The organism is Pantoea sp. SGAir0183 (assembly GCF_043545505.1).
In genome coordinates, this window is sequence record NZ_CP028053.1 from 1981671 (window position 1) to 2008220 (window position 26550).

General features: G+C 53.2%; 23 protein-coding genes, 2 tRNA genes and 2 other RNA genes. 9 read left to right on the plus strand and 18 right to left on the minus strand.

Annotation, left to right across the window (positions count from 1 at the left end; genetic code table 11):
• Positions 1 to 282 precede the first annotated feature (282 nt).
• Entirely contained in the window at positions 283 to 1584 is a 1302-nt protein-coding gene (locus C1N59_RS09220; protein ID WP_006119433.1) for a D-amino acid dehydrogenase, read from the plus strand.
• A 19-nt stretch (positions 1585 to 1603) separates the two neighbouring features.
• The gene (gene dadX / locus C1N59_RS09225; protein ID WP_394550646.1) at positions 1604 to 2674 is read left to right on the plus strand and encodes a catabolic alanine racemase DadX; all 1071 of its coding nucleotides are present in this window, start codon (positions 1604 to 1606) and stop codon (positions 2672 to 2674) included.
• On the opposite strand, the gene C1N59_RS09230 is transcribed toward dadX, so the two are convergent.
• From C1N59_RS09230 to yeaG, 6 genes are all read right to left on the minus strand, one after another.
• On the minus strand, positions 2667 to 3860 hold the full coding sequence (locus tag C1N59_RS09230; RefSeq protein WP_394550648.1) for a multidrug effflux MFS transporter: 1194 nt from the start codon (positions 3858 to 3860) through the stop codon (positions 2667 to 2669). The two genes, dadX and C1N59_RS09230, sit on opposite strands and share 8 nt — an antisense overlap.
• A gap of 121 nt (positions 3861 to 3981) precedes the next feature.
• Positions 3982 to 5448, minus strand: a complete 1467-nt coding sequence (wbaP, locus tag C1N59_RS09235) for an undecaprenyl-phosphate galactose phosphotransferase WbaP (protein ID WP_033741889.1) — start codon at positions 5446 to 5448, stop codon at positions 3982 to 3984.
• A 379-nt stretch (positions 5449 to 5827) separates the two neighbouring features.
• The gene (locus C1N59_RS09240; RefSeq protein WP_033741887.1) at positions 5828 to 6061 is read right to left on the minus strand and encodes a DUF1480 family protein; all 234 of its coding nucleotides are present in this window, start codon (positions 6059 to 6061) and stop codon (positions 5828 to 5830) included.
• Positions 6062 to 6138: 77 nt separating this feature from the next.
• Positions 6139 to 7866 carry a potassium/proton antiporter gene (locus tag C1N59_RS09245; protein ID WP_033741886.1) on the minus strand — a complete coding sequence of 576 codons (1728 nt, stop codon included), beginning with the start codon at positions 7864 to 7866 and terminating at the stop codon, positions 6139 to 6141.
• A gap of 247 nt (positions 7867 to 8113) precedes the next feature.
• Positions 8114 to 9388, minus strand: a complete 1275-nt coding sequence (locus C1N59_RS09250) for a YeaH/YhbH family protein (RefSeq protein ID WP_205953230.1) — start codon at positions 9386 to 9388, stop codon at positions 8114 to 8116.
• A 93-nt stretch (positions 9389 to 9481) separates the two neighbouring features.
• A complete protein-coding gene (yeaG, locus tag C1N59_RS09255; protein ID WP_006119423.1) occupies positions 9482 to 11416 on the minus strand; it encodes a protein kinase YeaG in 1935 nt (644 codons plus the stop codon).
• Positions 11417 to 11838: 422 nt separating this feature from the next.
• Here yeaG and C1N59_RS09260 point away from each other — a divergent pair, with 422 nt between their 5' ends.
• Positions 11839 to 12588 carry a MipA/OmpV family protein gene (locus C1N59_RS09260; RefSeq protein WP_006119421.1) on the plus strand — a complete coding sequence of 250 codons (750 nt, stop codon included), beginning with the start codon at positions 11839 to 11841 and terminating at the stop codon, positions 12586 to 12588.
• 73 nt (positions 12589 to 12661) lie between these two features.
• Positions 12662 to 13513, plus strand: a complete 852-nt coding sequence (locus C1N59_RS09265; RefSeq protein ID WP_394550650.1) for an aldo/keto reductase — start codon at positions 12662 to 12664, stop codon at positions 13511 to 13513.
• Between the two features lie 7 nt (positions 13514 to 13520).
• On the opposite strand, the gene C1N59_RS09270 is transcribed toward C1N59_RS09265, so the two are convergent.
• Together C1N59_RS09270 and gapA are read right to left on the minus strand one after the other, a co-directional pair.
• On the minus strand, positions 13521 to 14396 hold the full coding sequence (locus C1N59_RS09270) for a D-hexose-6-phosphate mutarotase (protein ID WP_058708074.1): 876 nt from the start codon (positions 14394 to 14396) through the stop codon (positions 13521 to 13523).
• Between the two features lie 72 nt (positions 14397 to 14468).
• On the minus strand, positions 14469 to 15467 hold the full coding sequence (gapA, locus tag C1N59_RS09275; protein WP_006119418.1) for a glyceraldehyde-3-phosphate dehydrogenase: 999 nt from the start codon (positions 15465 to 15467) through the stop codon (positions 14469 to 14471).
• Positions 15468 to 15807: 340 nt separating this feature from the next.
• On the opposite strand from gapA, the gene msrB reads away from it, so the two are divergent.
• Both msrB and C1N59_RS09285 read left to right on the plus strand, forming a co-directional pair.
• A complete protein-coding gene (msrB, locus tag C1N59_RS09280) occupies positions 15808 to 16218 on the plus strand; it encodes a peptide-methionine (R)-S-oxide reductase MsrB (RefSeq protein WP_006119417.1) in 411 nt (136 codons plus the stop codon).
• 2 nt (positions 16219 to 16220) lie between these two features.
• Entirely contained in the window at positions 16221 to 16502 is a 282-nt protein-coding gene (locus C1N59_RS09285) for a YeaC family protein (protein ID WP_006119416.1), read from the plus strand.
• A gap of 84 nt (positions 16503 to 16586) precedes the next feature.
• Here C1N59_RS09285 and pncA read toward each other — a convergent pair whose 3' ends face one another.
• The 3 genes from pncA to sppA all read right to left on the minus strand — a co-directional run bounded on the left by pncA (position 16587) and on the right by sppA (position 20176).
• Positions 16587 to 17195 carry a bifunctional nicotinamidase/pyrazinamidase gene (pncA, locus tag C1N59_RS09290; RefSeq protein ID WP_006119415.1) on the minus strand — a complete coding sequence of 203 codons (609 nt, stop codon included), beginning with the start codon at positions 17193 to 17195 and terminating at the stop codon, positions 16587 to 16589.
• A gap of 16 nt (positions 17196 to 17211) precedes the next feature.
• A complete protein-coding gene (ansA, locus tag C1N59_RS09295; RefSeq protein ID WP_394550653.1) occupies positions 17212 to 18225 on the minus strand; it encodes an asparaginase in 1014 nt (337 codons plus the stop codon).
• Between the two features lie 85 nt (positions 18226 to 18310).
• Entirely contained in the window at positions 18311 to 20176 is a 1866-nt protein-coding gene (gene sppA, locus C1N59_RS09300) for a signal peptide peptidase SppA (protein WP_394550655.1), read from the minus strand.
• Positions 20177 to 20348: 172 nt separating this feature from the next.
• Here sppA and C1N59_RS09305 point away from each other — a divergent pair, with 172 nt between their 5' ends.
• The 3 genes from C1N59_RS09305 (at position 20349) to C1N59_RS09315 (ending at position 23364) form a co-directional block, all read left to right on the plus strand.
• Positions 20349 to 20900 (plus strand): NAD(P)H nitroreductase, encoded by a 552-nt coding sequence (locus C1N59_RS09305; RefSeq protein ID WP_006119410.1) that lies wholly within the window; start codon positions 20349 to 20351, stop codon positions 20898 to 20900.
• 257 nt (positions 20901 to 21157) lie between these two features.
• Positions 21158 to 23074, plus strand: coding sequence for a DNA topoisomerase III (locus C1N59_RS09310; RefSeq protein WP_033741875.1), 1917 nt, complete (start codon positions 21158 to 21160; stop codon positions 23072 to 23074).
• Entirely contained in the window at positions 23074 to 23364 is a 291-nt protein-coding gene (locus C1N59_RS09315; protein WP_006119407.1) for a YnjH family protein, read from the plus strand. Before C1N59_RS09310 ends, C1N59_RS09315 begins: the two co-directional genes overlap by 1 nt.
• A 39-nt stretch (positions 23365 to 23403) precedes the next feature.
• Here the strand turns inward: C1N59_RS09315 and xthA are convergent, their stop codons facing one another.
• The 7 genes from xthA to C1N59_RS09350 all read right to left on the minus strand — a co-directional run bounded on the left by xthA (position 23404) and on the right by C1N59_RS09350 (position 26510).
• Positions 23404 to 24210: an exodeoxyribonuclease III gene (gene xthA / locus C1N59_RS09320; protein WP_054633684.1), complete on the minus strand. Its 807-nt coding sequence runs from the start codon at positions 24208 to 24210 to the stop codon at positions 23404 to 23406.
• Between the two features lie 254 nt (positions 24211 to 24464).
• Positions 24465 to 24591, minus strand: a non-coding RNA gene (locus tag C1N59_RS09325) — RtT sRNA.
• Positions 24592 to 24632: 41 nt separating this feature from the next.
• A non-coding RNA gene (locus tag C1N59_RS09330) (RtT sRNA) lies at positions 24633 to 24759 on the minus strand.
• Positions 24760 to 24800: 41 nt separating this feature from the next.
• Positions 24801 to 24885: transfer RNA gene (locus C1N59_RS09335), tRNA-Tyr, on the minus strand.
• A 35-nt stretch (positions 24886 to 24920) separates the two neighbouring features.
• Positions 24921 to 25005: transfer RNA gene (locus C1N59_RS09340), tRNA-Tyr, on the minus strand.
• A gap of 144 nt (positions 25006 to 25149) precedes the next feature.
• Entirely contained in the window at positions 25150 to 25998 is an 849-nt protein-coding gene (purU, locus tag C1N59_RS09345) for a formyltetrahydrofolate deformylase (protein WP_006119405.1), read from the minus strand.
• Positions 25999 to 26054: 56 nt separating this feature from the next.
• Positions 26055 to 26510 (minus strand): YchJ family protein, encoded by a 456-nt coding sequence (locus C1N59_RS09350; RefSeq protein WP_006119404.1) that lies wholly within the window; start codon positions 26508 to 26510, stop codon positions 26055 to 26057.
• Positions 26511 to 26550 lie beyond the last annotated feature (40 nt).

A 26550-nucleotide genomic window follows, 5' to 3' on the forward strand; every position in this document is an offset into this window, starting at 1 on the left:
GTCACTTTTCAGCATTAAATGCTGAATTTTTTCAGAGGGGGAGATTATGAAGGATTCTCCTGTGAAAGGCATAATTAACCAGAACTGGTGTCATTTATGCCTGATTTTTTAATAAAGGACGCATAATTCTCTGAATTTGAGGGCGTGAAATGATTTTAGTTACCTGTAGGCGCAAAAAGAGGTGAAATGGATGGATTGTGTAAAGGATGTTTCCACTTTGTGATCACTCTGAATGTTAACCGGTGAGTAGTGGATTATGCTTTTTATTTTCGCGGGGGACTTATGCACGTAGTTATTCTTGGTAGTGGCGTTGTGGGCGTAACCAGCGCGTGGTATCTGGCGCGCGCCGGCCATCAGGTCACCGTGATCGATCGTCAGCCTCAACCCGCCATGGAAACCAGCGCGGCAAATGCCGGGCAGATCTCGCCAGGCTATGCGGCGCCCTGGGCTGCACCCGGTGTGCCGCTTAAGGCGATGAAATGGATGTTTCAGCGTCATGCGCCTCTGGCCATCCGGCTGGATGGCAGCCGCTTTCAGCTTGAGTGGATGTGGCATATGCTGCGTAACTGTGACATGCAGCACTACCAGCAGAATAAAAGTCGCATGGTCCGGCTTGCTGAATACAGCCGCGATTGCCTGAAGGCCCTCCGCGCCGAAACGGGCATTGCCTATGAAGGCCGACAGGGCGGCACGCTCCAGCTATTCCGTACGCAACAGCAATTCGAGAGCGCAAGCAAAGACATTGCCGTTCTGCGCGAGGCCGGCGTGCCCTATGAATTACTGGAGTCGCATCAGCTGGCCAGCGTTGAGCCTGCCCTTGCGGCGACGCAGCATAAACTTACCGGCGGTCTGCGATTACCAAATGATGAAACCGGCGACTGCCAGCTTTTTACCCAGCGCCTGGCCAAAATGGCCGAGGAAGCCGGTGTGGTCTTCCGCTTCAATACACCCATCGATCAGCTGCTGCGCGACGGTAACCGGATTTACGGTGTGAAGTGCGGCGATGAGGTGATTAAAGCCGACAGCTACGTCGTTGCGCTGGGCTCCTGGTCCACCGCGTTGATGAAAAATATTGTGGATATCCCGGTCTACCCTCTGAAAGGCTATTCCTTAACGATTCCGGTGACGAATGCCGATGCGGCACCCGTCTCCACCATCCTGGACGAAACCTACAAAGTGGCCGTCACACGTTTTGATAACCGTATTCGAGTCGGCGGTATGGCAGAAATTGTGGGTTTTAACACCAAACTGCCTGAAGCGCGTCGCGAAACGCTGGAGATGGTGGTTACAGATCTTTATCCTGAAGGGGGTGATGTCAGCCAGGCCAGTTTCTGGACAGGCCTGCGTCCTATGACGCCAGACGGTACGCCGGTTGTCGGGGCGACGCCGCTGTCCAATCTTTATCTGAATACCGGACACGGCACACTGGGCTGGACAATGGCCTGTGGCTCCGGTCAGTTACTGGCTGATGTCATTTCCGGCACGTCGCCAGCGATTGCATCGGACGATCTCACGGTCTTCCGTTATTTGCCTGGTTTTGCGGCCAGCCGATCACCGCTTCGTAACGTTAACGCTACACGTTAAGCCTTCAGGGAGAGGAAGTATGTCACGTCCAATTGTCGCAACCATCAATCAACAGGCGTTGCGACATAACCTGGCCATTGTGCGTCGTGCGGCCCCCGCATCACGTGTCTGGTCTGTGGTGAAAGCCAATGCCTACGGCCATGGCATTACCCGCGTGTGGGAAAGTCTGTCCAGCACCGATGGCTTCGCGTTACTGAATATGGAAGAAGCCATTCTGCTGCGGGAGCAGGGGTGGAAGAAACCCATCCTGCTGCTTGAAGGCTTTTTTCACCCTGACGATCTGACCTTAATCGATCGTTACCGTCTGACGACCAGCGTGCACAGCAACTGGCAGATTCATGCCCTGGCCAATGCGACGCTCTCGGCGCCTGTCGATATTTACCTGAAGATAAACAGCGGTATGAACCGACTGGGCTTTCGCCCTGAACAGGTAAATGGCATCTGGCATAAACTGCGTGCGCTGGAAAACGTCGGGGATATTACGTTGATGGCGCATTTCGCTGATGCCGAAAATCCCGACGGCATTGTAGCGCCGCTACAGCGAATCGCCGACGCCACCGAAGGGCTGGACAGCCCGGTCTCGCTGTCCAATTCGGCCTGTACGTTGTGGCATCCTGAGGCGCACCGGGACTGGGTGCGACCGGGGATCATTTTGTATGGTGCGTCACCCAGCGGTGACTGGCAGGACGTGGCCAGCAGTGGACTTCAACCGGTGATGACCCTGTCCAGTGAAATCATTGGTGTGCAGCAGCTTCAGGCCGGAGATGGCGTGGGTTATGGCTATCGCTACCGGGCATCCCAGCCGCAGCGAATAGGTGTTGTCGCCTGTGGCTATGCCGACGGTTATCCTCGCCATGCGCCCAACGGGACGCCGGTTTTTGTTGATGGCGTGCTGACGCAGGTCGTGGGTGCGGTGTCGATGGATATGATTACCGTTGATTTAACACCCTGCCCACAGGCGGGCATTGGTTCACCTGTCGAGCTGTGGGGAAACAATGTCAAAATCGATCAGGTAGCAAAAGCGGCCGGAACGGTAGGTTATGAGCTGATGTGTGCCCTGGCTCCACGCGTTCCGGTAAACGTTATTTAATCGCTGTAATCCGGCTGTGCATGTTTTTACTGCAGCGCCAGGCGAGGAACGCCAGCGCTGCACCCAGCAGCATCATCAACGCCAGCGACATTTTCTCTGCCAGTGGCAGGGCGACAATAAGCAAACTCCCCGCTGCACCGCCTGCCATCTGAATAAAACCCTGTAACGCCGATGCGACACCAGCCTGCTGTTGGTAAGGTTCCAGCGCATAGCTGGTGGCCGGGCCGACGGTGAAGGCCAGTCCGGCTACGGCCACGGCGACAGGGAACATATACAGCGCCCAGTGTGACTGCAGGCTGTCAGGCAGCAGTGTCATACCGGCCAGCAGCAGGCCAGCACCCAGTAGCATGGTCAGGCAACCCATCGCCAGGCAAAATGGCCTGCCCGCCTTACGAATCGCCTTGTTCACCACCACACTCACCAGCATGATCCAAAAGCCATTCGCGCCAAAGGCAAAAGAGAATGCCAGAGGCGACAGGCCGCCCTCGGTCATCAGAATGTGGGGTGCCAGTGAAACATACGTCAGCACCATGCCCAGTGCGCCCGCATTCGCGAAGGCAAAGGCCAGAAAGCGCGGCTGACGTAAAATGGCGGCATACTGATTAACGGGAAGCCCTTTTACACGCAGCGTATCGGCCGGACGGGTTTCCGGCAGCCAGATAATGACCATCAGCATCACGACGGCGGCATAAGTATACAGGAACCAGAAGGGCGCGCGCCAGTCAAAGGCGCTGGCCAGCAGTCCACCCAGCAACGGTGCCAGTGCGGGCACGATATTCAGTGCGCCATTCAGAAAGCCATAAGCCCGGGCGGCATCATCACCACTTAACCGGTCGCGTACGCCGCTGAACGCAACGACGGCACTACAACATACTGCACAGCCCTGTACGACGCGGGCCAGCAGGAACAGCGGGAAGGAGCTGGCGGTGGCCGCAATGGCGCTGCCCGCTATGTAGAGCGTCAGGCCCAGCAGCGCAATAGGTTTACGCCCACAGTTATCGACCAGCGGGCCGCTCACCAGCTGACCCAGTCCCATTATCAGCAGGAAAAGGGGGATCGTTGTTTGTATCAGCGTCACCGGTGTTGACAGACCGTCTGCGATCTGCGGCAGCGTGGGTAAATAGAGATCGATGCCTAAAGGCGCCAGGAGCACCAGGCTTAACAGCAACAGGGTATATTTTTGCATAGCAACCAGAGGGTAAACGTACGATAAAGCGAGGGAAGAGGGTAATGATTAATAAAGCAAAAGGAAAGCGAATTACCAGCGAAATGGCGATGCCTGTCTGAAACAGGCATCGCAGGCTAAATCAGTACGCGCCGTCGCGGCGTAATACCACACCGGCTGTTTTAAACAGGATGGCAATATCCGTCCAGAGCGCCCAGTTTTTGACATACCAGGAATCAAAGTAGACACGGGTATCGTAGTCAATGTCGTTACGTCCGCTCACCTGCCACAGGCCGGTCATCCCGGGCTTCGCCATCAGATAGTAATCCACGTCGCCGGCATAACGTTCCAGTTCCGCTTCGATAACCGGACGTGGGCCGACCAGGCTCATTTCACCCCGAATCACGTTCCAGAGCTGAGGTAACTCATCCAGGCTGGTTTTGCGCAGGAAGCCCCCGATGCGGGTAATGCGCGGATCATTTTTCAGCTTGAAGTCTTTGTCCCATTCGCGACGCGCTTCTTCGCTGGTCGCCAGCAGGTTTTCCAGCACCTCTTTGGAATTGGTGACCATCGAACGGAACTTCAGACATTTAAATTTCTTGCCATCCTGACCCACGCGCTCGTGACCATAAATGGCATTACCGCCATCACGCTTCACCATATAGCAAAGTAAGGCAAAAACCGGTGCCAGGAAGAGCAGCAGCAGCGAAGCTACCACAATATCAAATCCCCGTTTCAGGAAGCGTGACGAATGCTTCGCCAGGTTATTGCTGACGCGCAGAATCATCACTTCATGGCTGAAGATAAAGGACATGTCTGTGCCGTAAAGCGGTACACCGCGTAATGTTGGGATAACCGACACGGAACGGCAGTTCATTTTGGACAAGAATTTCAGCCAGCGGTCGCGCTCAGGCTGCTGTTCGTATTCCATTGCCACAATGAACTGCACATTGTCACGGTCGATGGTCTGCCAGTTAATATCGTTGGCGGAGATAACAGGCACACCATTAACGCTCTGCTGCAGCGGTGCGTCTTCAACGGAAATAAACGCCTGAACGTTATACCCGAGAATCTCCTCGCTTTGTAATGCGGCGTAAGCTTCGGTAGCGTTACGGCCCGAGCCAATGATGATGGTTTCTTTTTGCCATTGTCCGGCCCGGTTAATCGCGCTTTTCACGCCTGCACGCATTAACGGCAGCAACAGCAGGGCATAGCTCCAGCTGAACACCCAGACCATGCGGGAGAAGTCCCATTTGGAGAAGGCGATTAACGCCAGATCCAGCAGAGAGAACACGACGAGGGTTTTAACAATCTCTTTCAGTTCAAACCAAAAGGGTTTGCGGTAGGTATAGTGACGCAGGCGCATCCAGAACCAACCGGTGCAAAGCACCGACATAATAAACTGCGCAATAAAACGGTTCTCAATTTGATGGGGTGGAATAAAGGCATCAAGGTCGCCCCAAATTCCCTGCACGGTCGCGGCAGAGAGAAACAGCGCTAAATTCAGCGCAATGAGATCTGAAAAACTTAACGCAAGCTTTACAAGAATATTTTTACGAAGACCGCTCCACGAGCGAGTCGCATTGTTCATTACAATTGTACTTGCCATAAAACCTGCTCTCTTTAATGAAGTAAAAGATGGCCTGACCAGAATCAAGTACGCGTTCAGGGGTTAACGACTGAAAACCCGAAACCGGGACGTTTTCAGTTTGTTACAGTCATTAGAGCCATTAACGCTGCAAAAAACAGATTCTCTAAACGTGAGACAAGTCACGTAAAAATGCAGCACTGGAGAAGAGTATGCAGGAGATGTTTGACAGAGTTAATACGGAATAATTCTTAAAAAGTCAGGGGATAATCGCGCGGGTTTTGTTTAAGTTATTGATATGCAGAATATTGTATCAGAGATAAGCGTGATGCACGGAGATATTCAGGTCCATTTTTAGGAATTACCGCCAAACGGGCTGACTGGCGGTAATCCTCCGGGCTTACGCGGGTTTTTTTAATACCCAGCGGTCTTGTTGTTTATCGTAATGACCGATCGCTAATATCACTTCTTTACCGTCGATCCAGGCCGGTACGCTGGTTTCCTGATCCCAGCCGTCAAGCTGATAACTCAGGCCGGGATTGGTGTGGCAGGGAATACTCACCGTCACCGGGTCTTCGCTGCTGAATTCCGCATCAACAATTTCATAGCGACCAATTTTAACCACGTGACTCATGGATAACTCCCGTTTTAACTGAATGTTATAAAAGCGTAGTGCAATTCAGCTAATTAAACCGCGCTATTTAAATAAGATTATTCTTTGTCTTCATTGGGGCGCACGCCAATTTTAACAATATGATTATCTTCTTTCTCCGCTACCGTCCATGTCAGTTGATTCCATTCTATCTGGTCACCGACCACAGGTGCCCCGCCTAACATACTCATCATCAACTGACCCAGCGACTGTTGCGCGTTCGTATCTTCGTCGAGTTCAAGGCCATAAATCTGCGCGACATCATGAAGTCGCGCGTCGGCATCCAGAATAAAGTCGCCGAAGAAACGTTGATCCAGCGAGACAGGCGGCGACTGACTGAACATTTTGCCCAGCGCAGGCAGATCGCGCTCACGGCCAATCACACAAATCACGTCATTCTCTTTTAAACGCGTTGCGCCGTTGGGGTGCATTAACACGTTATCCCGAAACAGTGCGGCGATACGGGTTTCGCGTGGCATCTGTAAATCCCGCAGTGCCGCGCCCACGCACCATTTGTCGGCGCTGAGCTGATAGACGAACTGCTCCCACGGATTCTCCGGATGAATATCCAGCCCGATACGGCTAATCGGAGAGGCGGTAGGCGGAACCACCACTTTGGCTTTCTTCGCCGCAAAGCCCAGCGAGGTGCCCTGTAGCATCAGGGAAACCAGCACCACGAAAAACGCAATATTAAAATAGAGCGAGGCATTTTCCAGACCGGCCATCATCGGGAAGACGGCCAGGATAATCGGCACTGCTCCGCGCAGACCGACCCAACTGATAAAGATACGCTCCCGCGCCGTGAAGCCACGGAACGGTAACAGGCCGATAAACACCGACAGCGGACGTGCCACCAGAATTAACCACAGGGACAGAATCATCGCCGGAACAGCGATATGCCAGAGGTCGGAGGGCGTGACTAACAATCCCAGTACGATAAACATGCCGATCTGGCTGAGCCAGGCCATACCGTCAAAGGTCTGCAAAATGCCGAAACGGTTGCGGATAGGGCTGTTACCCAGTAAGAAGCCGCACAGATAGACGGCGAGGATGCCGCTGCCTTCCAGCACGGTGGTCAGCGCAAAGACCAGAATGCCGCCGCTCAGTGCCAGTAAGGGATACAGGCCGGGAGCCAGATTCATGCGGTTAATCAGTTGCTGCAGGGCCCAGCCACCGCCCAGACCGAGGACAATCCCCAGACCGAACTGCTGAATCAGATGCACCACGAACATCCAGTCCAGACCGGTTCGTCCCTGCTCAATCATTTCGATCAGCGTAATGGTCAGAAACACCGCCATTGGGTCATTGCTGCCGGACTCAATTTCCAGCGTGGCACTGACACGTTCATTCAGACCTTTGTCACCGAGCAGGGAAAATACCGCTGCCGCGTCGGTGGAGCCGATAATCGCACCAATCAGGAAGCCCTGCATCATATCGAGCCTGAACAGCCAGGCCGCGACCATGCCAGTCAGGCCTGCCGTAATGATCACGCCTACGGTTGCCAGTGATAAGGCCGGTCCGAGCGCCACCTTAAAGGAGCTGGCTTTGGTGCGCATGCCGCCGTCCAGCAGGATGATTGCCAGGGCAAGGTTAGAGATCAGGTAGGCCGCCGGATAGTTATCAAATGCGATGCCGCCAATACCGTCAATGCCGGCCAGCATGCCCAGCGCCAGAAAAATCACCAGGATAGGAATGCCCAATCGGGACGAAAAGGAACTGAGCAAGATACTCGACGCAACCAGCACGGATCCAATAATGAAAAGACTATAAACAATAGTGTGGTTCAAACGCGGTCTCCTGAGATACGGCAGACAATGTTAACTAAGGTGTAGAAACATCCATGCTATGTCTGCAAGATAATGTTTTATCAATGAGTTGTCATTGTCATTTTGCAATTTATCTTAATTGCTAATGCACTGGATAATCCCAGTTAACAAGGCTAATAGGGGAGTTAGATAGCTTGCAGCAGGCAAGACCGCATTTTAAGAGGTTATAAATACAATAAAAAAGCCGACTGGGCGTCGGCTTAGTGTCTCAGGCTTCCATTGCCTGTTTGTGAAACAGCTCACGAAACACAGGATAAATATCTTCGGGCTCCCGGATGTGCTGGATCGCAAAGTTGTCGAACATTGACTGCAGATGTTCGTATTCGCGCCATAAGGTCTGATGCGCGCGACGTGTTATCTCGATGTAGGTGTAGTAACGCACCACCGGCAACAGGTTTTTTGCCAGAATCTCGTGGCAGAGCGGTGAATCGTCTGCCCAGTTGTCACCATCCGACGCCTGCGCGGCGTAGATATTCCATTGCGCCGGATCGTAGCGCTCCTTCACAACCTCATCCATCAGTTTCAGTGCGCTGGAGACGATGGTGCCGCCGGTTTCCTGCGAATAGAAAAACTCCTGCTCATCGACTTCTTTTGCCTGAGTATGATGGCGGATGTAGACCACCTCGACGTTTTTATAAGTCCGGCTGAGGAACAGATAGAGCAAAATATAAAAGCGTTTTGCCATATCTTTCGTCGCCTGATCCATTGAGCCGGAGACATCCATCAGGCAAAACATGACCGCCTGGCTGGAAGGCTCGGGCCGCTTCTCGAAGTTTTTATAGCGCAGGTCAAAGGTGTCAATAAAGGGCACTCTGTCAATGCGCGCGCGCAGTTCGGCAATCTCCTTGCGCAGGCGTTCCTCTTCGAGTAACTGAGCGGGCTCTGACTTTTCTACTTCGCTGAGGGCATCCTCAAGCTCATGGAGCCGGCGGCGCTTACCTGCCGTCATCGCTGTACGTCGGGCCAGGGAATTTTGTAAAGAACGGACCACGCTGATGTTAGCGGGAACGCCATTCGAGGTAAATCCGGCACGGTGCGTTTTGTACTCATTCAACTGGCGGTGCTGATTTTTCCGCAGATTGGGCAGCGCCAGATCCTCAAACAGCAGATCCAGATATTCATCTTTGGAAATTTGAAAAACAAATTCATCCTCACCTTCACCATCCTGACTGGCATTTCCCTGACCTGAACCGCTACCGCCCCCGCCTTGTGGGCGTTCAACACGGTCATTTTGCACGAAGTGATCATTGCCTGGATGAACGCGATGACGTTGTCCACCACGCCCCTGATGAAAAATGGGTTCATTGATATCATCTACGGGAATAGAGACGGATTCGCCACTGCTGACGTCGGTTACCGAGCGTTTGTTAATGGCCTCGGAAATCGACTGCTTAATCTGCGACTTGTAACGACGTAAGAAGCGCTGGCGATTAACCGCACTCTTGTTTTTACCGTTCAGTCGGCGATCGATAAAATAGGCCATGATGTTCCCCCAAACTACATTGCAAGCAGGCCGGGCTGACCCGACCTTAATATGACCGGTGCTATCCCGCACCGGTTTGCTTACAGACTTTGATCAGGACGATTTACGCACGCGCAGATACCATTCACACAGCAGGCGAACCTGTTTGCGGGTATAGCCTTTTTCCATCATGCGATCGACAAAATCGTCGTGTTTCTTCTGCTCATCCGTAGAGGTTTTGGTGTTGAACGAGATAACCGGCAACAGCTCTTCGGTATTGGAGAACATCTTTTTCTCAATGACCGTACGGAGTTTTTCATAGCTGGTCCAGTTGGGATTTCTGCCATTATTATGCGCTCTTGCACGCAGCACAAAATTGACAATTTCATTACGGAAATCTTTAGGGTTACTAATCCCGGCAGGCTTCTCAATTTTCTCCAGCTCGGCATTCAGCGATTCGCGGTCAAATAATTGTCCGGTATCCGGATCGCGATACTCCTGATCCTGAATCCAGAAATCCGCATAAGTTACATAACGGTCGAAAATATTCTGACCATATTCGGAATAGGATTCCAGATAAGCCGTTTGAATCTCTTTGCCAATAAACTCCGCATATTTAGGAATTAAATAGCCTTTGAGATGCTCAAGGTATTTTTCCGCCTGATCCTGTGGGAACTGCTCACGTTCAATCTGCTGTTCCAGCACATAGAACAGGTGCACCGGGTTGGCGGCAACTTCAGCATGGTCGAAGTTAAATACGCGTGACAGGATTTTAAAGGCGAAACGCGTTGACAGGCCATTCATGCCTTCGTCCACGCCCGCATAATCGTGGTACTCCTGCCAGGATTTCGCTTTCGGGTCGGTATCCTTCAGGCTTTCACCATCGTACACGCGCATTTTGGAGTAGATGCTCGAGTTATCGGGATCTTTCAGACGCGACAGGATAGAGAAGCGCGCCAGCGTCTCAAGCGTGCCAGGTGCACAAGGCGCAGTGGACAGCTCACTGTGATTCAGCAGCTTTTCATAAATCTTAATTTCCTCAGACACGCGCAGGCAGTAAGGCACTTTAACGATGTAAACACGGTCGAGGAAAGCCTCGTTGTTTTTATTGTTGCGGAAGGTCACCCATTCGGATTCGTTTGAGTGCGCCAGGATGATGCCGTTAAACGGCAGGGCTGAAATCCCTTCCGTACCGTTGTAGTTTCCTTCCTGCGTGGCAGTAAGCAGAGGGTGCAGAACCTTAATCGGCGCTTTAAACATCTCAACGAATTCCATGATGCCCTGGTTAGCCCGGCACAGTGCGCCAGAGTAACCGTAGGCATCAGGATCGTTTTGCGCGTGGTTTTCAAGTTTGCGAATGTCGACCTTACCGACCAACGCAGAGATATCCTGGTTGTTCTCATCGCCCGGCTCTGTCTTGGCGATGGCTAACTGCTCAAGAATCGACGGCCAGACTTTAACGACTTTAAAGCGTGTAATATCTCCGCCAAAGTCATGCAGACGTTTGGCGGCCCAGGGCGACATAATGGTGCCAAGGTAGCGACGCGGTACGCCGTACTCTTTTTCCAGAATGTTAGCGTCTTCCTGCGGGTTGAACAGGCACAGCGGATGGTCGTTGACCGGACTGCGTTCGCCGTCGGCGCTGAGCACGTAGATAGGGACGCGTTGCATCAGCGATTTCAGGCGCTCAGCCAGGGAGGACTTACCGCCACCCACCGGACCCAGTAAATAGAGAATCTGCTTCTTCTCTTCAAGGCCTTGCGCTGCGTGTTTCAAATAGGACACGATCTGCTCAATCGCTTCCTCCATACCGTAAAACTCTTCGAACGCTGGGTAACGTCCCATAACCCGGTTAGAAAAGATTCTGGAAAGGCGTGGCTCCTGGGCAGTGTCGACCATTACTGGCTCACCAATAGCCATTAAGAGTCGCTCTGCTGCGTTGGCGTATGCACTGCGATCCTGTTTACAGATAGTCAGAAATTCCTGCAGTGTGAACTCTTCGTCCTTGGCAGCTTCATAACGCTGACGATAGTGATCGAATATATTCATAGCGATGCCCGTCCTTTCGTTTTTAGCACAGGTAAAGGAGCAATAATCAGTGCTCGTACAGCTCCCGGAAGATATTAATCTGTTTACTACAGCAACCCTTATGCCAACCTGATCGTTCTTATCGGGATGCACAACTTTTATGGTTACTTGGTAAGTACAAAAACTCGGGTATTAAGTTTAACTGTAGAAGGCATTCAGGAAATTTCATCATAGATTTTTGATTAGTGAGCCACATATCAATAACAAAATCATTTTGTTGCGAAACGTTTTTCCTCAGTTAACCCCCGTTCTGTGATGCCTTCAACCCGGTTATGCCACATTCTGCGGCAAACGCGGTAGATGATTTTGATATAAGGTTAATTCAGTCTGTAAAAAGCGTTAGACTCTATGTGTGATTGTTATATTTATGGAATGAATAAATTGTGAACCAATTCAAACTTAACGTGCTTATTGCACTTATCCCTTGTTATTTTCTGGGCCAGTCAGTACAAGCCGCACCCTTATCACTCGGTGCATCAGTGATTTATGCGCAGTCACCTTATCGTGGTGGACAGGACCGCTATTTGCCTGTTCCCATCATCAATTACGAAGGGGAAAAATTCTGGTTTAACACCCTGCAGGGTGGCTATTACGTGTGGAAAGACCCACAGGATCAGCTCTCTCTGTCGCTGTTGGGTTCGCCGCAGCAATACGACCCGGATGACAACGATCTGGGGGATATGAAGGGGCTGGATAAGCGCCGAATGACGTTGATGGGCGGGGTGACTTACCGGCACACGGATGACTGGGGCATCATACGGACCTCATTGTTAGGCGATGTGCTTAACAACAGCAACGGTATCGTCTGGGATTTGACCTATCTTTACCGTTTCAGCTTTGGCGACTTTACCTTTACGCCGGGAATTGGTGCATTGTGGAACAGCGCGAATCAAAACCGCTACTACTATGGCGTATCGGGTAACGAAAGCGATCGGACCGGAATTCGTCGTTATCATCCGGATGACAGCTGGTCGCCTTATGTGGAAATGAACGCCAGCTATAGCATTACCCCGCAGTGGAATGCCAGTCTTTCAGGGCGTTACACCCGCTTTGCCAGCGAAATCAAAGACAGTCCGATGGTTGATAAAAGCGGACAGTTTACGGTCTGGACAGGCGTCAGCTATACCTTCTGATGCGGCGCACCCCGCGAGTGCAGGCTGTGCGCTCTCAGGGTGCATATGCCCCCATTTAGTGCAGGAGAACCTGATGACAAAATATATCGATATTGCAGGTCAGCGTCAGATTCCGGCAATCGGTCTTGGCACCTGGTATATGGGGGAGGATCCCGCCAGCCGGCAACAGGAAATCAGTGCGCTTCAGGCAGGGCTGGATGCCGGTTTGCGGCTGGTGGATACCGCTGAAATGTATGCAGAGGGTGGCGCCGAAGAAGTGGTAGGCGATGCCCTGAAGGGACGGCGTGATGAGGCCCTGCTGGTATCGAAAGTTTATCCATGGAATGCCGGGAAACAGGATGCCATCGCCGCCTGCGAGGCCAGCCTGCGTCGTCTGCAAACGGATCGAATTGATTTGTATCTTTTGCACTGGCGCGGCAGTGTGCCACTCGACGAAACCATCAGCGCGATGCAGACCTTGCAGCAGCAGGGCAAAATTCGTGCGTGGGGTGTTTCAAATTTCGACAGCGAGGACATGGACGCCCTGTGGGCCGAAACGGGTGGCGAAAATTGTGCCACCAATCAGGTGCTTTATCATCTGGGTTCCCGCGGTATTGAATACGATTTGCTACCGCTCTGTCGCCAGTGCGCGATGCCCGTCATGGCGTATTGTCCCCTGGCACAGGCCGGTCGGTTACGCAGTCAGCTGTTTACCGACCCCGCTCTGAACGCAATTGCCCGCCAAAAAGGCATCACCGTGGCACAGCTTCTGCTGGCCTGGGCGATTCGGGATGGCGATGTCATTGCCATCCCTAAAGCCAGTTCACTGGTACATGTTCGTGAAAATGCGGCTGCGCTGGACATTACCCTGAGCGAGGAGGACTGTCTCAGACTCGACAGGGCTTTTCCGCCGCCACAACACAAACTGCCGCTGGATGTGGTCTGAACGCGCCTCAGGCCTTATTTTTCAAACGTATTGTCGTCGCCAGTCGGGCAGGGTTGTCGCCTGCACTGCGCAACGGTTTGCTGATGCGCGCGGTTTCAACACACACCATCGTTTTATAACCCTCATTTGGCATGTCCGCCATGCTACACGACAGCGCCACACCGGGATTCCACGTGACAACGTCACTATGGTGATGGTGGTACACTTCAATTTGCCGTTTTCCAGCCAGATCGTTGATAACTGAACAGTCTTTTGGCGCAGTGAAGATACGATCCACGCGCTCGGTAAAGCGCTGTTTACCCTCGCTCTGACCCGGCTGGTTATCTTTGACCTTGTCGATGTAATGTTCACCCAGTCCGGTGACCTCAACGCTCGCACTGTCCGCCACGTTAAAATAGCTGTGTAGCGCGGCTGTCGATTCATAATCACCGTAGGCTTCCAGCTCAATTTCGCAATGCTGGCCCAGACGGAAGCGGGCGATAAGGGTAAAGTCATGCGGCCACAGTTTCAGCGTTTGTGGGGTACTTTCCAGCACAAATGTCAGCAGCACGCCGTCTTCGTTTTCATCATGCGCAGAGAGCGTCCATGACTGATTTCGGGCAAAGCCATGGGCAGGCTCTCCTGCCGGTCCAAACCAGGGCCAGCAAATCGGTACACCGCCGCGAATCGCCTTACCAGGCAGGAAAGGGCTCTTATCGCTCAGCCAGATGACGGGCTTCTCACCGCTCGGTTGCCAGGCAATCAGATGCGCGCCCTGTAAGGTCACGGCCGCCCGTACACGCGGATGGCTGACAATGATAACCGGGAGTTCACCCACCTGACGTTGCGACAGATAAGGCGTGATTTGTTTAACCACGGGAAGGGAAAAGAGTTTGTCTTGCATGCCTGACTCCATAGTGAAGGGATCAAAAAAAGGGTGACCGAAGTCACCCTTATTGTCTCGTGTCTGGCTGCCTTATTTAGCAGCAACCAGCGCAATCAGGTCGAGAACTTTGTTTGAATAACCGGTTTCGTTATCGTACCAGGAAACCAGTTTAACGAAGTTGTCATTCAGCGCGATACCGGCTTTGGCATCGAATACTGAGGTCAGAACTTCGCCGTTGAAGTCGGTAGAAACCACGTCATCTTCAACGTAGCCCAGCACGTCTTTCATCTCGCCTTCAGCCGCGGCTTTGATAGCGGCACAAATTTCTTTGTAAGATGCAGCTTTTTCCAGACGAACGGTCAGGTCAACAACAGAAACGTTAGGCGTAGGTACGCGGAATGCCATACCGGTCAGTTTGCCGTTCAGTTCTGGCAGCACTTTACCTACCGCTTTAGCGGCGCCGGTAGAAGACGGGATGATGTTCTGTGATGCACCACGACCACCGCGCCAGTCTTTGTGAGACGGGCCATCAACGGTTTTCTGCGTTGCGGTAGTGGCGTGTACGGTGGTCATCAGGCCTTCAACGATACCAAATTTATCGTTAATGACTTTTGCCAGCGGGGCCAGACAGTTAGTGGTACAAGAGGCGTTAGAAACGATGTCCTGGCCCTGGTATTTGTCGAAGTTAGCACCACGAACAAACATTGGGGTGTCATCTTTAGATGGACCGGTCAGAACCACTTTTTTCGCGCCAGCAGTGATGTGCTTACGTGCGGTTTCGTCGGTCAGGAAGATACCGGTTGCTTCAGCAACGACGTCAACGCCCACTTCGCCCCACTTCAGGTTAGCCGGATCTTTCTCAGCGGTAACACGGATTTTCTTACCGTTAACAACCAGAGCGCCGTCCTGTACTTCAACGGTGCCGTCAAAACGGCCGTGAGTAGAGTCGTACTTCAGCATGTACGCCATGTAGTCAGCGTCCAGCAGGTCGTTGATAGCAACGATTTCGATGTCAGAGCGCTGTTGAGCAGCACGGAAAACGATGCGACCGATACGGCCAAAACCGTTGATACCTACTTTGATAGTCATATATTCCACCAGCTAGTTGTTAGTGAATAAAAGGTTGGCTGTAAAATTACAAAAACCTTACCAGGCGTCAAGCGGAATCGTGTCAATTGTTGCGACAGGTCAATCCACCGAACAGGAATTATTTGACGCGCAACCGCTTGCGCGCTTCCGCGAACATCGTGCTCTGTTGAAACCTTCGCCGAATATATAGGGATATGCCAGAGAAAAGGTGATCAAAATCACAAATCCACCTTGTAAGATACGGACCGAAGGGCAGAGCACAAAAAAAGACCCGACTAATGTTGATCATTTGTTAGAATACTAGTCGATTTTTTCAGAATGACATCCCGGAATTGCTCAAATGCCTAAAGAAACCGCACCCGACGCAAAAATCGCCCAGTTAACTGAGATGCAGCGCTATGTCACGCAACAGCGTGGCACGGAGCCGCCGTACAGCGGTGCGCTGCTGCATAACAAGCAGGAAGGGATTTATCACTGCCTGGTGTGCAACGCGCCCTTGTTTCTTTCAGAGACGAAATACGATTCAGGCTGTGGCTGGCCGAGTTTTTATGAGCCCGTCAGCGATGAGGCTATTCGTTATCTGGAAGATAACTCGCACGGTATGCAGCGTATTGAAATCCGTTGCGGCAACTGTGATTCTCATCTCGGCCATGTTTTCCCTGATGGGCCGCAGCCGACCGGTGAGCGTTACTGTGTGAACTCAGCCTCGCTGAACTTCACCAGTCCACAAGGCGACGAGATTAAGGGCTAACAATGAAACAGCAACTTGAAGCCATGCTTGATGCTATGACACCCGAAATTTATGAACGCCTGATGACGGCCGTTGAAACCGGAAAATGGCCGGATGGAGTGGCGCTGACGCAGCAACAGCGTGATAACAGCCTGCAGTTGGTTATGATGTGGCAGGCGCGCAATAATGATGCGCCACAGCATATGACCATCGGCAAAAATGGCGAAATGGTGACCAAATCGAAAAAGCAGTTAAAAGAAGAGTTTGGTATCGAACCGGACGTCACGCGCATTCATCTGCATTAATGGCGCGGTAAGTCGCCAGTCAGCCACGCGCAGGCGGGCATCGTATGGAAGAGCAAAAAGGGCTGGCGTATAGCCAGCCCTTTTTCAGATAATGACGGCGCCCTGAGCCGCCATCTGCGCCAGCGCGATGTCGCTGTCTTCTGGGTTGAGATTAACGCCACGGCAGCCTGCCGCCACGACCTCGACCTGATAACCCAGTTCAAGTGCATCCAGCACGCTGTACTTCACGCAGTAATCCGTCGCCAGGCCCAGCATGACCAGATGCGTGATATCGCGTGCGCGTAACCAACTGTCCAGTTCTGTCTTGCGTCGGTGTCCGTTGTCAAAAAAGGCGCTGTAGCTGTCTACGTCCTGATCCTGCCCTTTATGGAAAACCGCGTCGAACAGGCTGCGATCAAGTCCGGGATGAAAATCAGCCCCCGCAGAATGCTGCACGCCATGATCCGGCCACCAGATCTGTGGCAGGCCGTTGAGTTCACCGAGGGTATAGACAGGTTCGCCGGATACGGAAGCAAAACTACCGTGATCGGCTGGATGCCAGTCCTGCAGGGCTACGACGCACTCACCATTCTCATGAAAAGCACGGGCGTAGCGGTTAGCAACCTCGACCGTATGATCGCCTTCTTTGACGGCCATTGGGCCGCCGGGGCAGAAGTCGTTCTGGATGTCGATAATGATTAATGCCCGTTTCATTGCCGTTGACTCCATCTTAGTGGTCTGTCAGTTCGCCACGCAGGTTCTGCTGCATTTTGGCGCGGATCTGATCGCTGGACAGATCCTGGCTCAACAGATAGTGAAGTTTCGTCAGCGCCGCTTCAACCGTCAGATCAAAGCCGCTGATGACGCCAGCGTGCTCCAGAGCATTCCCGGTGGCGTAGCCACCCATATTGACCTTGCCAGAAATACACTGGGTCAGGTTGACGACCACAATGCCGCGTTCGCTGGCCTGCTGAAGTTCAGACAGAAACTCGGCGTTTTGCGGCGCGTTACCGACACCGTACGAGCGTAAAATCAGCGCCTTAACCGGCTGACGTAAAAAGTTACGCACGACATCTGCAGAGATGCCCGGATAAATTGTCACCACGCCAATAGGTTGCGGGGTAATGGTATGAACAATCAGCTCGCCTTTGCCCTGAGGTGCAGGCGGCGTATTAAGACGACGGATATGAATCCCGGCTTCCAGCAAGGCTGACAGGTTGGGGGACGCAAAGGCGTTGAAACCGTCCGCGTGCGCTTTAGTGGTACGGTTACCGCGATAGAGTGTGTTGTTGAAAAACAGCGTCACCTCATTGATGGGATAATTCGCAGCGACGTAAAGGGAATTAAGCAGGTTTTGTTGGCCATCGGAACGCAGTTCGGCTAACGGAATCTGTGAGCCCGTAACGATGACCGGCTTAGCCAGATTTTCTAGCATAAACGACAGGGCAGAGGCGGTAAATGCCATGGTATCCGTGCCGTGCAGAATGACAAAACCATCATAGCGATCATAGTTCAGCCGGATATCTTCGGCGATCGACTGCCAGTCCTGCGGGGTCATGTCAGAAGAGTCAATCAGAGGCTGATACTCATGAATCGTGAAGTCAGGCATTTCCGGGCGATGGAACTCAGGCATCTTCGCCAGTTCCTGCTGCAGATGACCAGAAACCGGAATATAACCTTGAGCAGAACGTTGCATACCGATGGTACCGCCCGTGTAGGCAACGTAAATATTTTTCTTTTGCATAGGTAAACTCAGACTTGCCGTAAAACGGGCAGTATAAGGGGAACAGCAGGGAAAAGCAGCCCGACAAGCAGTCGGGCTGAGAGGTTTATCGCACTTCGCCGCAGTTCAGGCAGAAGGCATAGCGGTTTTGCGGATCGTTCAGATGGTCAAACAGGCCGGGCTGATTCTTCATCGCGCTCATCACATCGTACATGGGCGCAGGCAGCCAGGCTTTCATCGTGTCAGGCAGCACGGCCTGAACAGACGCGTTCATCTGATTCAGCATCACGTCAAGGAAGCCGGGATCTTCCTGATACCAGTCAAGCTCTGGCTGGGAAACCTTCGCCAGCTCAGCCGCTTTTTTCACCGCATCGTCAAAATCGCCCAGCGCATCGACCAGACCATTGGCTTTGGCATCGCTGCCCGTCCAGACGTGCCCCTGCGCGATGGCATCGATCTGTTCCGGTGTTTTATGGCGCGATGTCGCCACCAGTCCCACGAAGTTGTGGTAGCCGTTTTCAATGGTCAACTGCATCAGTTGCTGCACTTCCTCAGGCAGCGCTTTGGTGCTTGCGACGTCTGCCAGGGGTGAGGTCGCGACGCCATCGGTATGCACACCAATCGAGGCCAGGCTGTTCTCCAGCGTGTTAATCACGCCAAAGATGCCGATAGAGCCGGTCAGCGTGCTGGGGCTGGCAATAATGTAGCTGGCTGGCGTCGAGATCCAGTAGCCGCCCGAGGCTGCCATACCGCCCATGGAGACCACAATCGGTTTGCCTGCCGCTTTCGCTGCGGCCAGTTCCGAACGAATCGCTTCGGACGCCGTAACGCTGCCGCCCGGGCTGTTCACCCGCAAAATAATGGCCTTGATTTTGGGATCCAGTCGGGCATCGCGAATCTGCGCCGCTGTCGTATCGCCGCCCACATTACCCGGCGTTTCATCACCATCAATAATGGCACCGCTGGCAAGAATCACGGCAATGTTGCCTTTTTGCTGGCTGGCATCCTGTTTAACGTTGTAATCATAAATGCTGACGTTACGGTAATCATTGTTTTGCTTATCGAAGCCAAATGCCTGGATAAGCGCCTGGTCCGCGTCAGCGCGTGAGCCCAGCACATCGACCAGTTTGTTATCCAGCGCATATTTTCCGGTATCGCCCTTAACGGCCTGCAGACCTGCGATAATAGCGGCAGCGCCAGGGAACAACTGCTCAGGCGTAATCTGGCGGTTAGCAGACACGGTATTCAGGTAATTTTGCCAGAGCTGGCCAATCCAGCGGCTATCTGCGTCACGCGCCGCTGGCGACATATCGTCACGCAGGAAGGGCTCAACGGCTGATTTATAGGTGCCCACGCGGAAAACGTGTGAATTGACTTTCAGCTTGTCGAGCAACGTTTTGTAGTAGAGACCGTTGGTGGCAAAGCCGTGCAAATCAACGGTGCCCTGTGGCGACAGATAGATTTTCGTCGCATAGCTGGCAAGGTAGTACTGCGCCTGGCTATAGCTGTCGCCTAAGGCGTAAACAGGCTTACCGCTGTCGCGGAACTCGCGTAACGCTTTACCTACATATTGCAGAGAAGGCTGATCGCCCCCAGCAAAATCACGCAGGTCTAAAACCAGACCTTTAATATTGCTGTCACCTTTGGCCTGACGAATAGCATCTACTACATCAAACAGGGAATTTTCCTGCAGACGATCGCTACTGGTGCCTAATAACTGACGACCAATTTTGCTCAGACGGTTGCTGACGGAGGGTTTGTCGACCAGCACACCGGTCAAATCCACTTTTAGCGCACCTTGCTGTACCGGGGCGGAGGAACGGCTGCCTGAGCCGCTGATCTGAAGCCAGATCCCCACATAGACAATAATTAAGAAAACCAGAAACAGGTTGAGAATACATTCCCTGATAAAATTCAACACTCGCCAGGTCCAGCGGAACAGACCCGCAATTATTCGCCACAGTGTGCGCATCACATTCTCCATTTTGATATAGCCGGAAATAGCCACCAGGCGGGCCAGGTCTCCGTTAACGACCTCATCCTAAAGAGCAGCGAAACAAAAGTCAGCAGGAAATCACCCTGGACTGTTACAAAAAATCCACTTGTGCCAGGATTACCCGTGCTTTTACTGTCAGGAGAAAAACATGGACGCACTAGAATTACTGGTTAATCGTCGTTCGGCCTCGCGTCTGGCGGAACCGGCCCCCAGCGGTGAAGCGCTGGATAACATCCTGCGCGCGGGCATGCGCGCACCCGATCACGGCGGCCTGCAACCCTGGCGATTTATTATTGTTGAAAATGAAGGCCGCGATCGCCTGAGTCAGCTACTGGAAAAAGCGGCGCGGGACAACCAGATGGATGAGAAAGCCATCAATAAAGCCAGTCAGGCGCCGTTCCGTGCGCCCATGATCATCACCGTCGTGGCGCACTGCGAGATCAATCACAAGGTGCCGCGCTGGGAACAAATCGCCTCTGCCAGCTGTGCCGTGATGGCGATGCAGATGGCTGCTGTCGCTCAGGGCTTTAATGGCATCTGGCGGAGCGGCGTCTGGACCGACGATCCGCAGGTGCGTGAGGCGTTCGGCTGCCGTGAGCAGGACGCGATTGTGGGCTTTCTCTATCTGGGCACGCCGCAGCTTAAGTCCAGCACCACCGTGGTTCATCCCGACACGGCACCCTTCGTCCGCTATTTCTGAACCTGTCTGAACCACGCGATGCGCGGTAAACTGCGCACGTAATGAGCGAAGCGTTTCCTCGCAAATCCGGCACGCTTATCAGCAGCGTGCCGCCAGGCTACTATAGCGCTGTCTTCACTGGCAGCGCCGCGTGCTGTGTCCGGGGAAACCGGCTGCCTGCATCCGATGGCGCCAGGCCGTGATCCTGCACTGTCGTCGTGCACGGGGCAGGCGCTGCCATCATTGTTGTTCGCTGACGTTAAGGATTACCCGATTTAATGCGTTTGTTTATAGCAGAGAAACCCAGCCTCGGACGGGCCATTGCCGATGTGTTACCTAAACCGCACCGCCGCGGTGACGGATTCATTGCCTGTGGCAATGATCAGGTCGTCACCTGGTGCGTAGGGCATTTACTTGAGCAGGCGCAGCCCGATGCTTATGACGGCCGTTACGCACGCTGGTCACTGGCCGATCTGCCCATTATTCCTGAAAAGTGGCGCCTGCAGCCGCGGCCCTCTGTCGCTAAGCAGCTTAAAGTGGTTGAGGGGTTGCTGGCGCAGGCGGACGAAGTGGTTCACGCCGGTGACCCGGATCGGGAAGGGCAACTGTTAGTGGACGAAGTGCTGGATTACCTGCAACTGCCGGCCGAGAAACGCAGTAAGGTGCAGCGCTGCCTGATCAACGATCTCAATCCTCAGGCGGTCGAACGCGCAGTCAGTCGCCTGCGTGAAAACCGTGAGTTTATCCCCCTGTGTGTTTCCGCCCTGGCTCGCGCCCGGGCGGACTGGCTGTATGGCATCAACATGACCCGCGCCTGGACGTTAATGGGCCGTAATGCCGGTTACGATGGCGTATTGTCGGTGGGGCGGGTGCAAACACCCGTGCTGGGGCTGGTGGTGCGCCGCGACGAAGAGATCGAAAACTTTGTGCCGAAAGACTATTTTGAAGTTAAAGCGCATATCGTGACGCCAGATGACATCCGCTTTGTTGCCAACTGGGTCCCCAGTGAAGCCTGTGAGCCCTGGCAGGATGAAGAAGGGCGCTTACTCAAGCGGAGTCTGGCAGAGCATGTGGTTGCCCGCATTACCGGTCAGCCTGCGCGTGTCACCGCATACAGTGATAAGCGCGAAAGCGACACTGCGCCACTCCCGTTTTCGCTCTCGGCACTGCAGATTGAGGCGGCAAAACGCTTTGGCCTGAGCGCGCAGGCGGTGCTGGATATCTGTCAGCGCTTGTATGAAACCCACAAACTGATTACCTATCCCCGTTCCGACAGTCGCTATTTGCCCGATGAGCATTTTGCTGGTCGTCACGCAGTGCTGAATGCCATTCAGGTTCACCAGCCCGATCTGACGCCGCCTGCGGAGTTTGATGCCGATCGTAAAAACCGCTGTTGGGACGACAAAAAAGTGGATGCGCACCATGCCATTATTCCCACAGCACGCGCCAGCGCTGTCAGGCTGAATGACAATGAACAGCAGGTTTATGGCCTGATCGCGCGTCAGTATCTGATGCAGTTCTGCCCGGATGCGATGTTTCGTAAATGCACTATTGAACTGGATATTGCGGGCGGTAAATTCGTGGCGAAGGCCCGCTTTCTGGCTGAGGCGGGCTGGCGTGCTTTGCTGGGCAGTAAAGAGCGTGATGAAGAAAATGACGGCATGCCGCTGCCGGTCGTGGCGGAAGGGGACGTCCTGCTGTGTGAGCACGGCGAGGTGCTGGCCAAGCAAACGCAGCCACCTCGCCATTTTACGGATGCCACGCTTCTGTCAGCCATGACCGGTATCGCGCGTTTTGTTCAGGATAAAGAATTAAAGAAAGTGCTTCGTGCGACCGATGGTTTAGGAACGGAAGCCACGCGCGCGGGGATCATAGAATTATTGTTCCGCCGGTCATTTTTACAGAAGAAAGGGCGCTATATTCATTCTACCGACACGGGTAAGGCGTTGATCCATTCGTTACCGGATCTGGCAGCCCGGCCGGACATGACCGCCCAGTGGGAATCGACACTGACACGGATTAGTGAAAAGGCCTGCCGTTATGATGAGTTTATGCAACCGCTGGTGCACACGCTGAGTGGGCTTATTCATCAGGCACGGCAGCAACCGTCGGGACAGGCGTTTCGTGGGTTACCGTCCACCGGACAAAAACGTCCGCAGCGCAAAGCACGGCGTAAAACTAAGGAAACCGAATAATGCGTAAAACTGCACTGCTCATGCTGGCCGCACTGATTGTCTGTGGGCCGGCCCAGGCGAATTATCATCCGTCTACAGGCGGAACTAATACGGATGTGATTGTTGATATGCCGCGGGAAGCCTGGACTCAGGGACAAAATAATCAGCAGAACTGTATGCAGTGCTGTATTTTCGAAAACCGCAATTATACCGAGGGCGCAGTCGTGAAATCAGAAGGCGTCCTGTTACAGTGCGCGCGTGACGAAAAATCGCTGGGGACGAACAACCTGATCTGGAAAATAGTGAAATAGAAAACGCGTGGTGGGCGGGCGCACCACGCATCAGCGCTATCAGAAGCGGAAGGTTGACCAGACCGGGGCATGGTCAGAGGGTTTTTCCATGCCACGAATATCGTAGTCAATACCGCTCTCAATGCAGTGCGAGGCCAGCCCGGTGCTGGCCAGCAGCAGGTCAATGCGCAGACCGCGATTGTCATCGAACCCTTTAGAACGGTAATCGAACCAGGAAAAACGGTCACAGGTATCGGGATTATGCGCACGCCAGGTATCGACCAACCCCCAGCTCAACAGCCTGTCCATCCATTCCCGCTCTTCGGGCAGGAAAGAACACTTACCGGTACGCAGCCAGCGTTTACGGCTGTCTTCGCCAATCCCAATATCCAGGTCGGTGCTGCTGATATTCATATCGCCCATGATCAGCACGGGCTTATCCGCCGTAAGACTCTCGCTCAGATAGCTTTGCAGATCGCGGTAAAATTTTTCTTTGGCCGGAAACTTTGTCGGGTGGTCGCGGCTCTCGCCCTGCGGAAAATAGCCATTTATCACGGTAATATCGCCAATCGGGCTGGGGATTTCAGCCATGATCAGGCGACGCTGCGCATCCTCGCCATCGCCCGGAAACCCCCGACGCACGGAGACCGGCTGAACCTTGGTCAACAGTGCCACACCGTAATGGCCTTTCTGACCGTGATAAAACACGTTGTAGCCCAGCTTAGCCACATCCTCGAGCGGGAACATATCATCATGGACTTTCGTTTCCTGCAGACCAATGACGTCAGGCTGATGCTTCTCGACCAGTGCTTCGAGTTGATGGGGACGTGCCCGCAAGCCGTTAATATTGAATGAAATAAATTTCATGAGATAACCTTCAGCGAATGATAGGCAGGATGGTAGCGATTTTTGCCGGAAATGTCATGACAGAGCAGGGCAATTTCAGCGAGTGGTGGACAGCACGGGCGAGAGAGCACGACACACGGTCAGCGGGAACAGAAAACCAGAGTGGTTTCCAGAGGCGTTTACTCAGGCGATGCCCGGCACGAACGCTGAACAAAGGCTCTTATCTTTCTCCGCGCAGAACAGTTTTATAACGGCATGACGTGCTAAAGGGAAGAGAGTGGTGGGAGAAGGATGATTCGGCGCGTTGCGCCTCACCCTACTGGCCGCGCTAATGCGCGTTGTCTCGCGGTGCCCGACGCGAACGCTGAACAAAGGTCTTATCCCTTTCCTCGCAGAACAGGTTGACTGAGTTGCATGTCGGAATGAAGTTGCTAAATACGAGATGGTGGTGGGAGAAGGATGATTCGGCGCGTTGCGCCTCACCCTACGGGCCGCGCTAATGCGCGTTGTCTCGCGGTGCCCGACGCGAACGCTGAACAAAGGTCTTATCCCTTTCCTCGCAGAACAGGCTGACTGAGTTGCATGTCGGAATGAAGTTGCTAAATGCGAGATGGTGGTGGGAGAAGGATTCGAACCTTCGAAGTCTGTGACGGCAGATTTACAGTCTGCTCCCTTTGGCCGCTCGGGAATCCCACCGGGGATGATTTGTAGGCTCAGGCAGCAGATTCAGATGGTGGTGGGAGAAGGATTCGAACCTTCGAAGTCTGTGACGGCAGATTTACAGTCTGCTCCCTTTGGCCGCTCGGGAATCCCACCAGGGACTGAATTGTTGTGCTCTGAAGCGGGGCGCATCATACCAAATGGATTCAGACTGTAAAGCGGACTCAGGTAAATCACGAACCGTTTGCCCACTTTTTACGCGTAGCGCTGGAATGTCAGCCAGTCCAGCGCCCGTGGCGGTTAAAGAATAATCGTACGGTTGCCGTAAACAAACACACGCTGACCCAGCACTTTATCTAACGCGCGGCTCAGCACATTCTTTTCTACATCACGTCCGGCACGCATCATCTCTTCTGCTGTATAGCTGTGATCGACGTTGATGACGTCCTGCATAATGATCGGACCTTCATCCAGGTTGTCATTAACGTAGTGCGCCGTCGCACCAATGATTTTAACGCCGCGTTCATAAGCCTGGTGATAAGGGCGTGCGCCGATAAAGGCAGGCAGGAACGAGTGATGAATATTGATGATCTGATTCGGGTAGCGCTGGACGAAGCCCGGCGTCAGCACGCGCATATATTTGGCAAGCACGACATAATCTGGCTGGTAACGATCAATTTCGTCCGCCATCTTATTATCATGCTCTTCCCGCGAAAGCCCTTCATGACTGACCAACACAAACGGAATATCAAAACGCTCGACCAGCGAGCGCAGCGTTTCATGGTTACCGATGACGGCGGCTATTTCCATATCCAGCCCGCCAAACGCGCTCTTCATCAGCAGGTCGCCCAGGCAGTGGGCTTCTTTGGTGACCAGAATAACGACGCGGCGACGGCCTGCGCTGTGCAGTTCACGTACCGAGCCCTGAGGAAGGGCGCTGTCGAGATCGGCCAGTAAAGTATTGTCGTTAAAAATCCCTTCCAGCTCTGTGCGCATGAAAAAACGCCCGGTGCGATGATCAACAAACTCATTGTTTTGCACGATATTCAGTTCGTGCTTGTAACAAATATTGGTGATTTTGGCGATCAGACCTTTTGCATCGGGACAAATGGTTCGTAAAACTTTTCTTTGCATGGTTTGCGCTTGCATCTCAATCAGAGTCCTGTCAAAGCATTAAGGGTAAAACCGTTACGCAGGCAACTGCCTTAACCGCAACATTTTTTGTATTTTTTGTCGGCGCCACATGGACAGCGATCGTTGCGCCCGATGGCGGGCGTCATTCCGTCGACATAGTACCAGCGACTGTCCTCGCGAAGAAAGCGTGAACGCTCGTACATCGCCCGATTAACACCGTTTTCAGCAAAACGTGCAAAAAAAGTGACGAAAGATTCGTCTTTGTGGCGCCCCTCATCACAACGTGTGATGTTCAGGCTGAGCCATTCAGTACCCGCGAAACTTTCAGTCACTAAGTCAGCCAGCGCCGGAACGCGGCTGGTGGGATGCCAGGTGGCGACGAGGTAATCGACGTCTTGTTTGACATAAGCGCAGTAGCGGGAGCGCATAAGTTGTTCAGCTGATAAGGGAATTTCTGTTCCTTTAACAAAGGGCTGACAACATAGGCTATACTGCTTGCCGCTACAGCATGGGCAAGATTCGGACACACATTCTCCTGTTAATAACAGTGATTGTTAATGATATCGT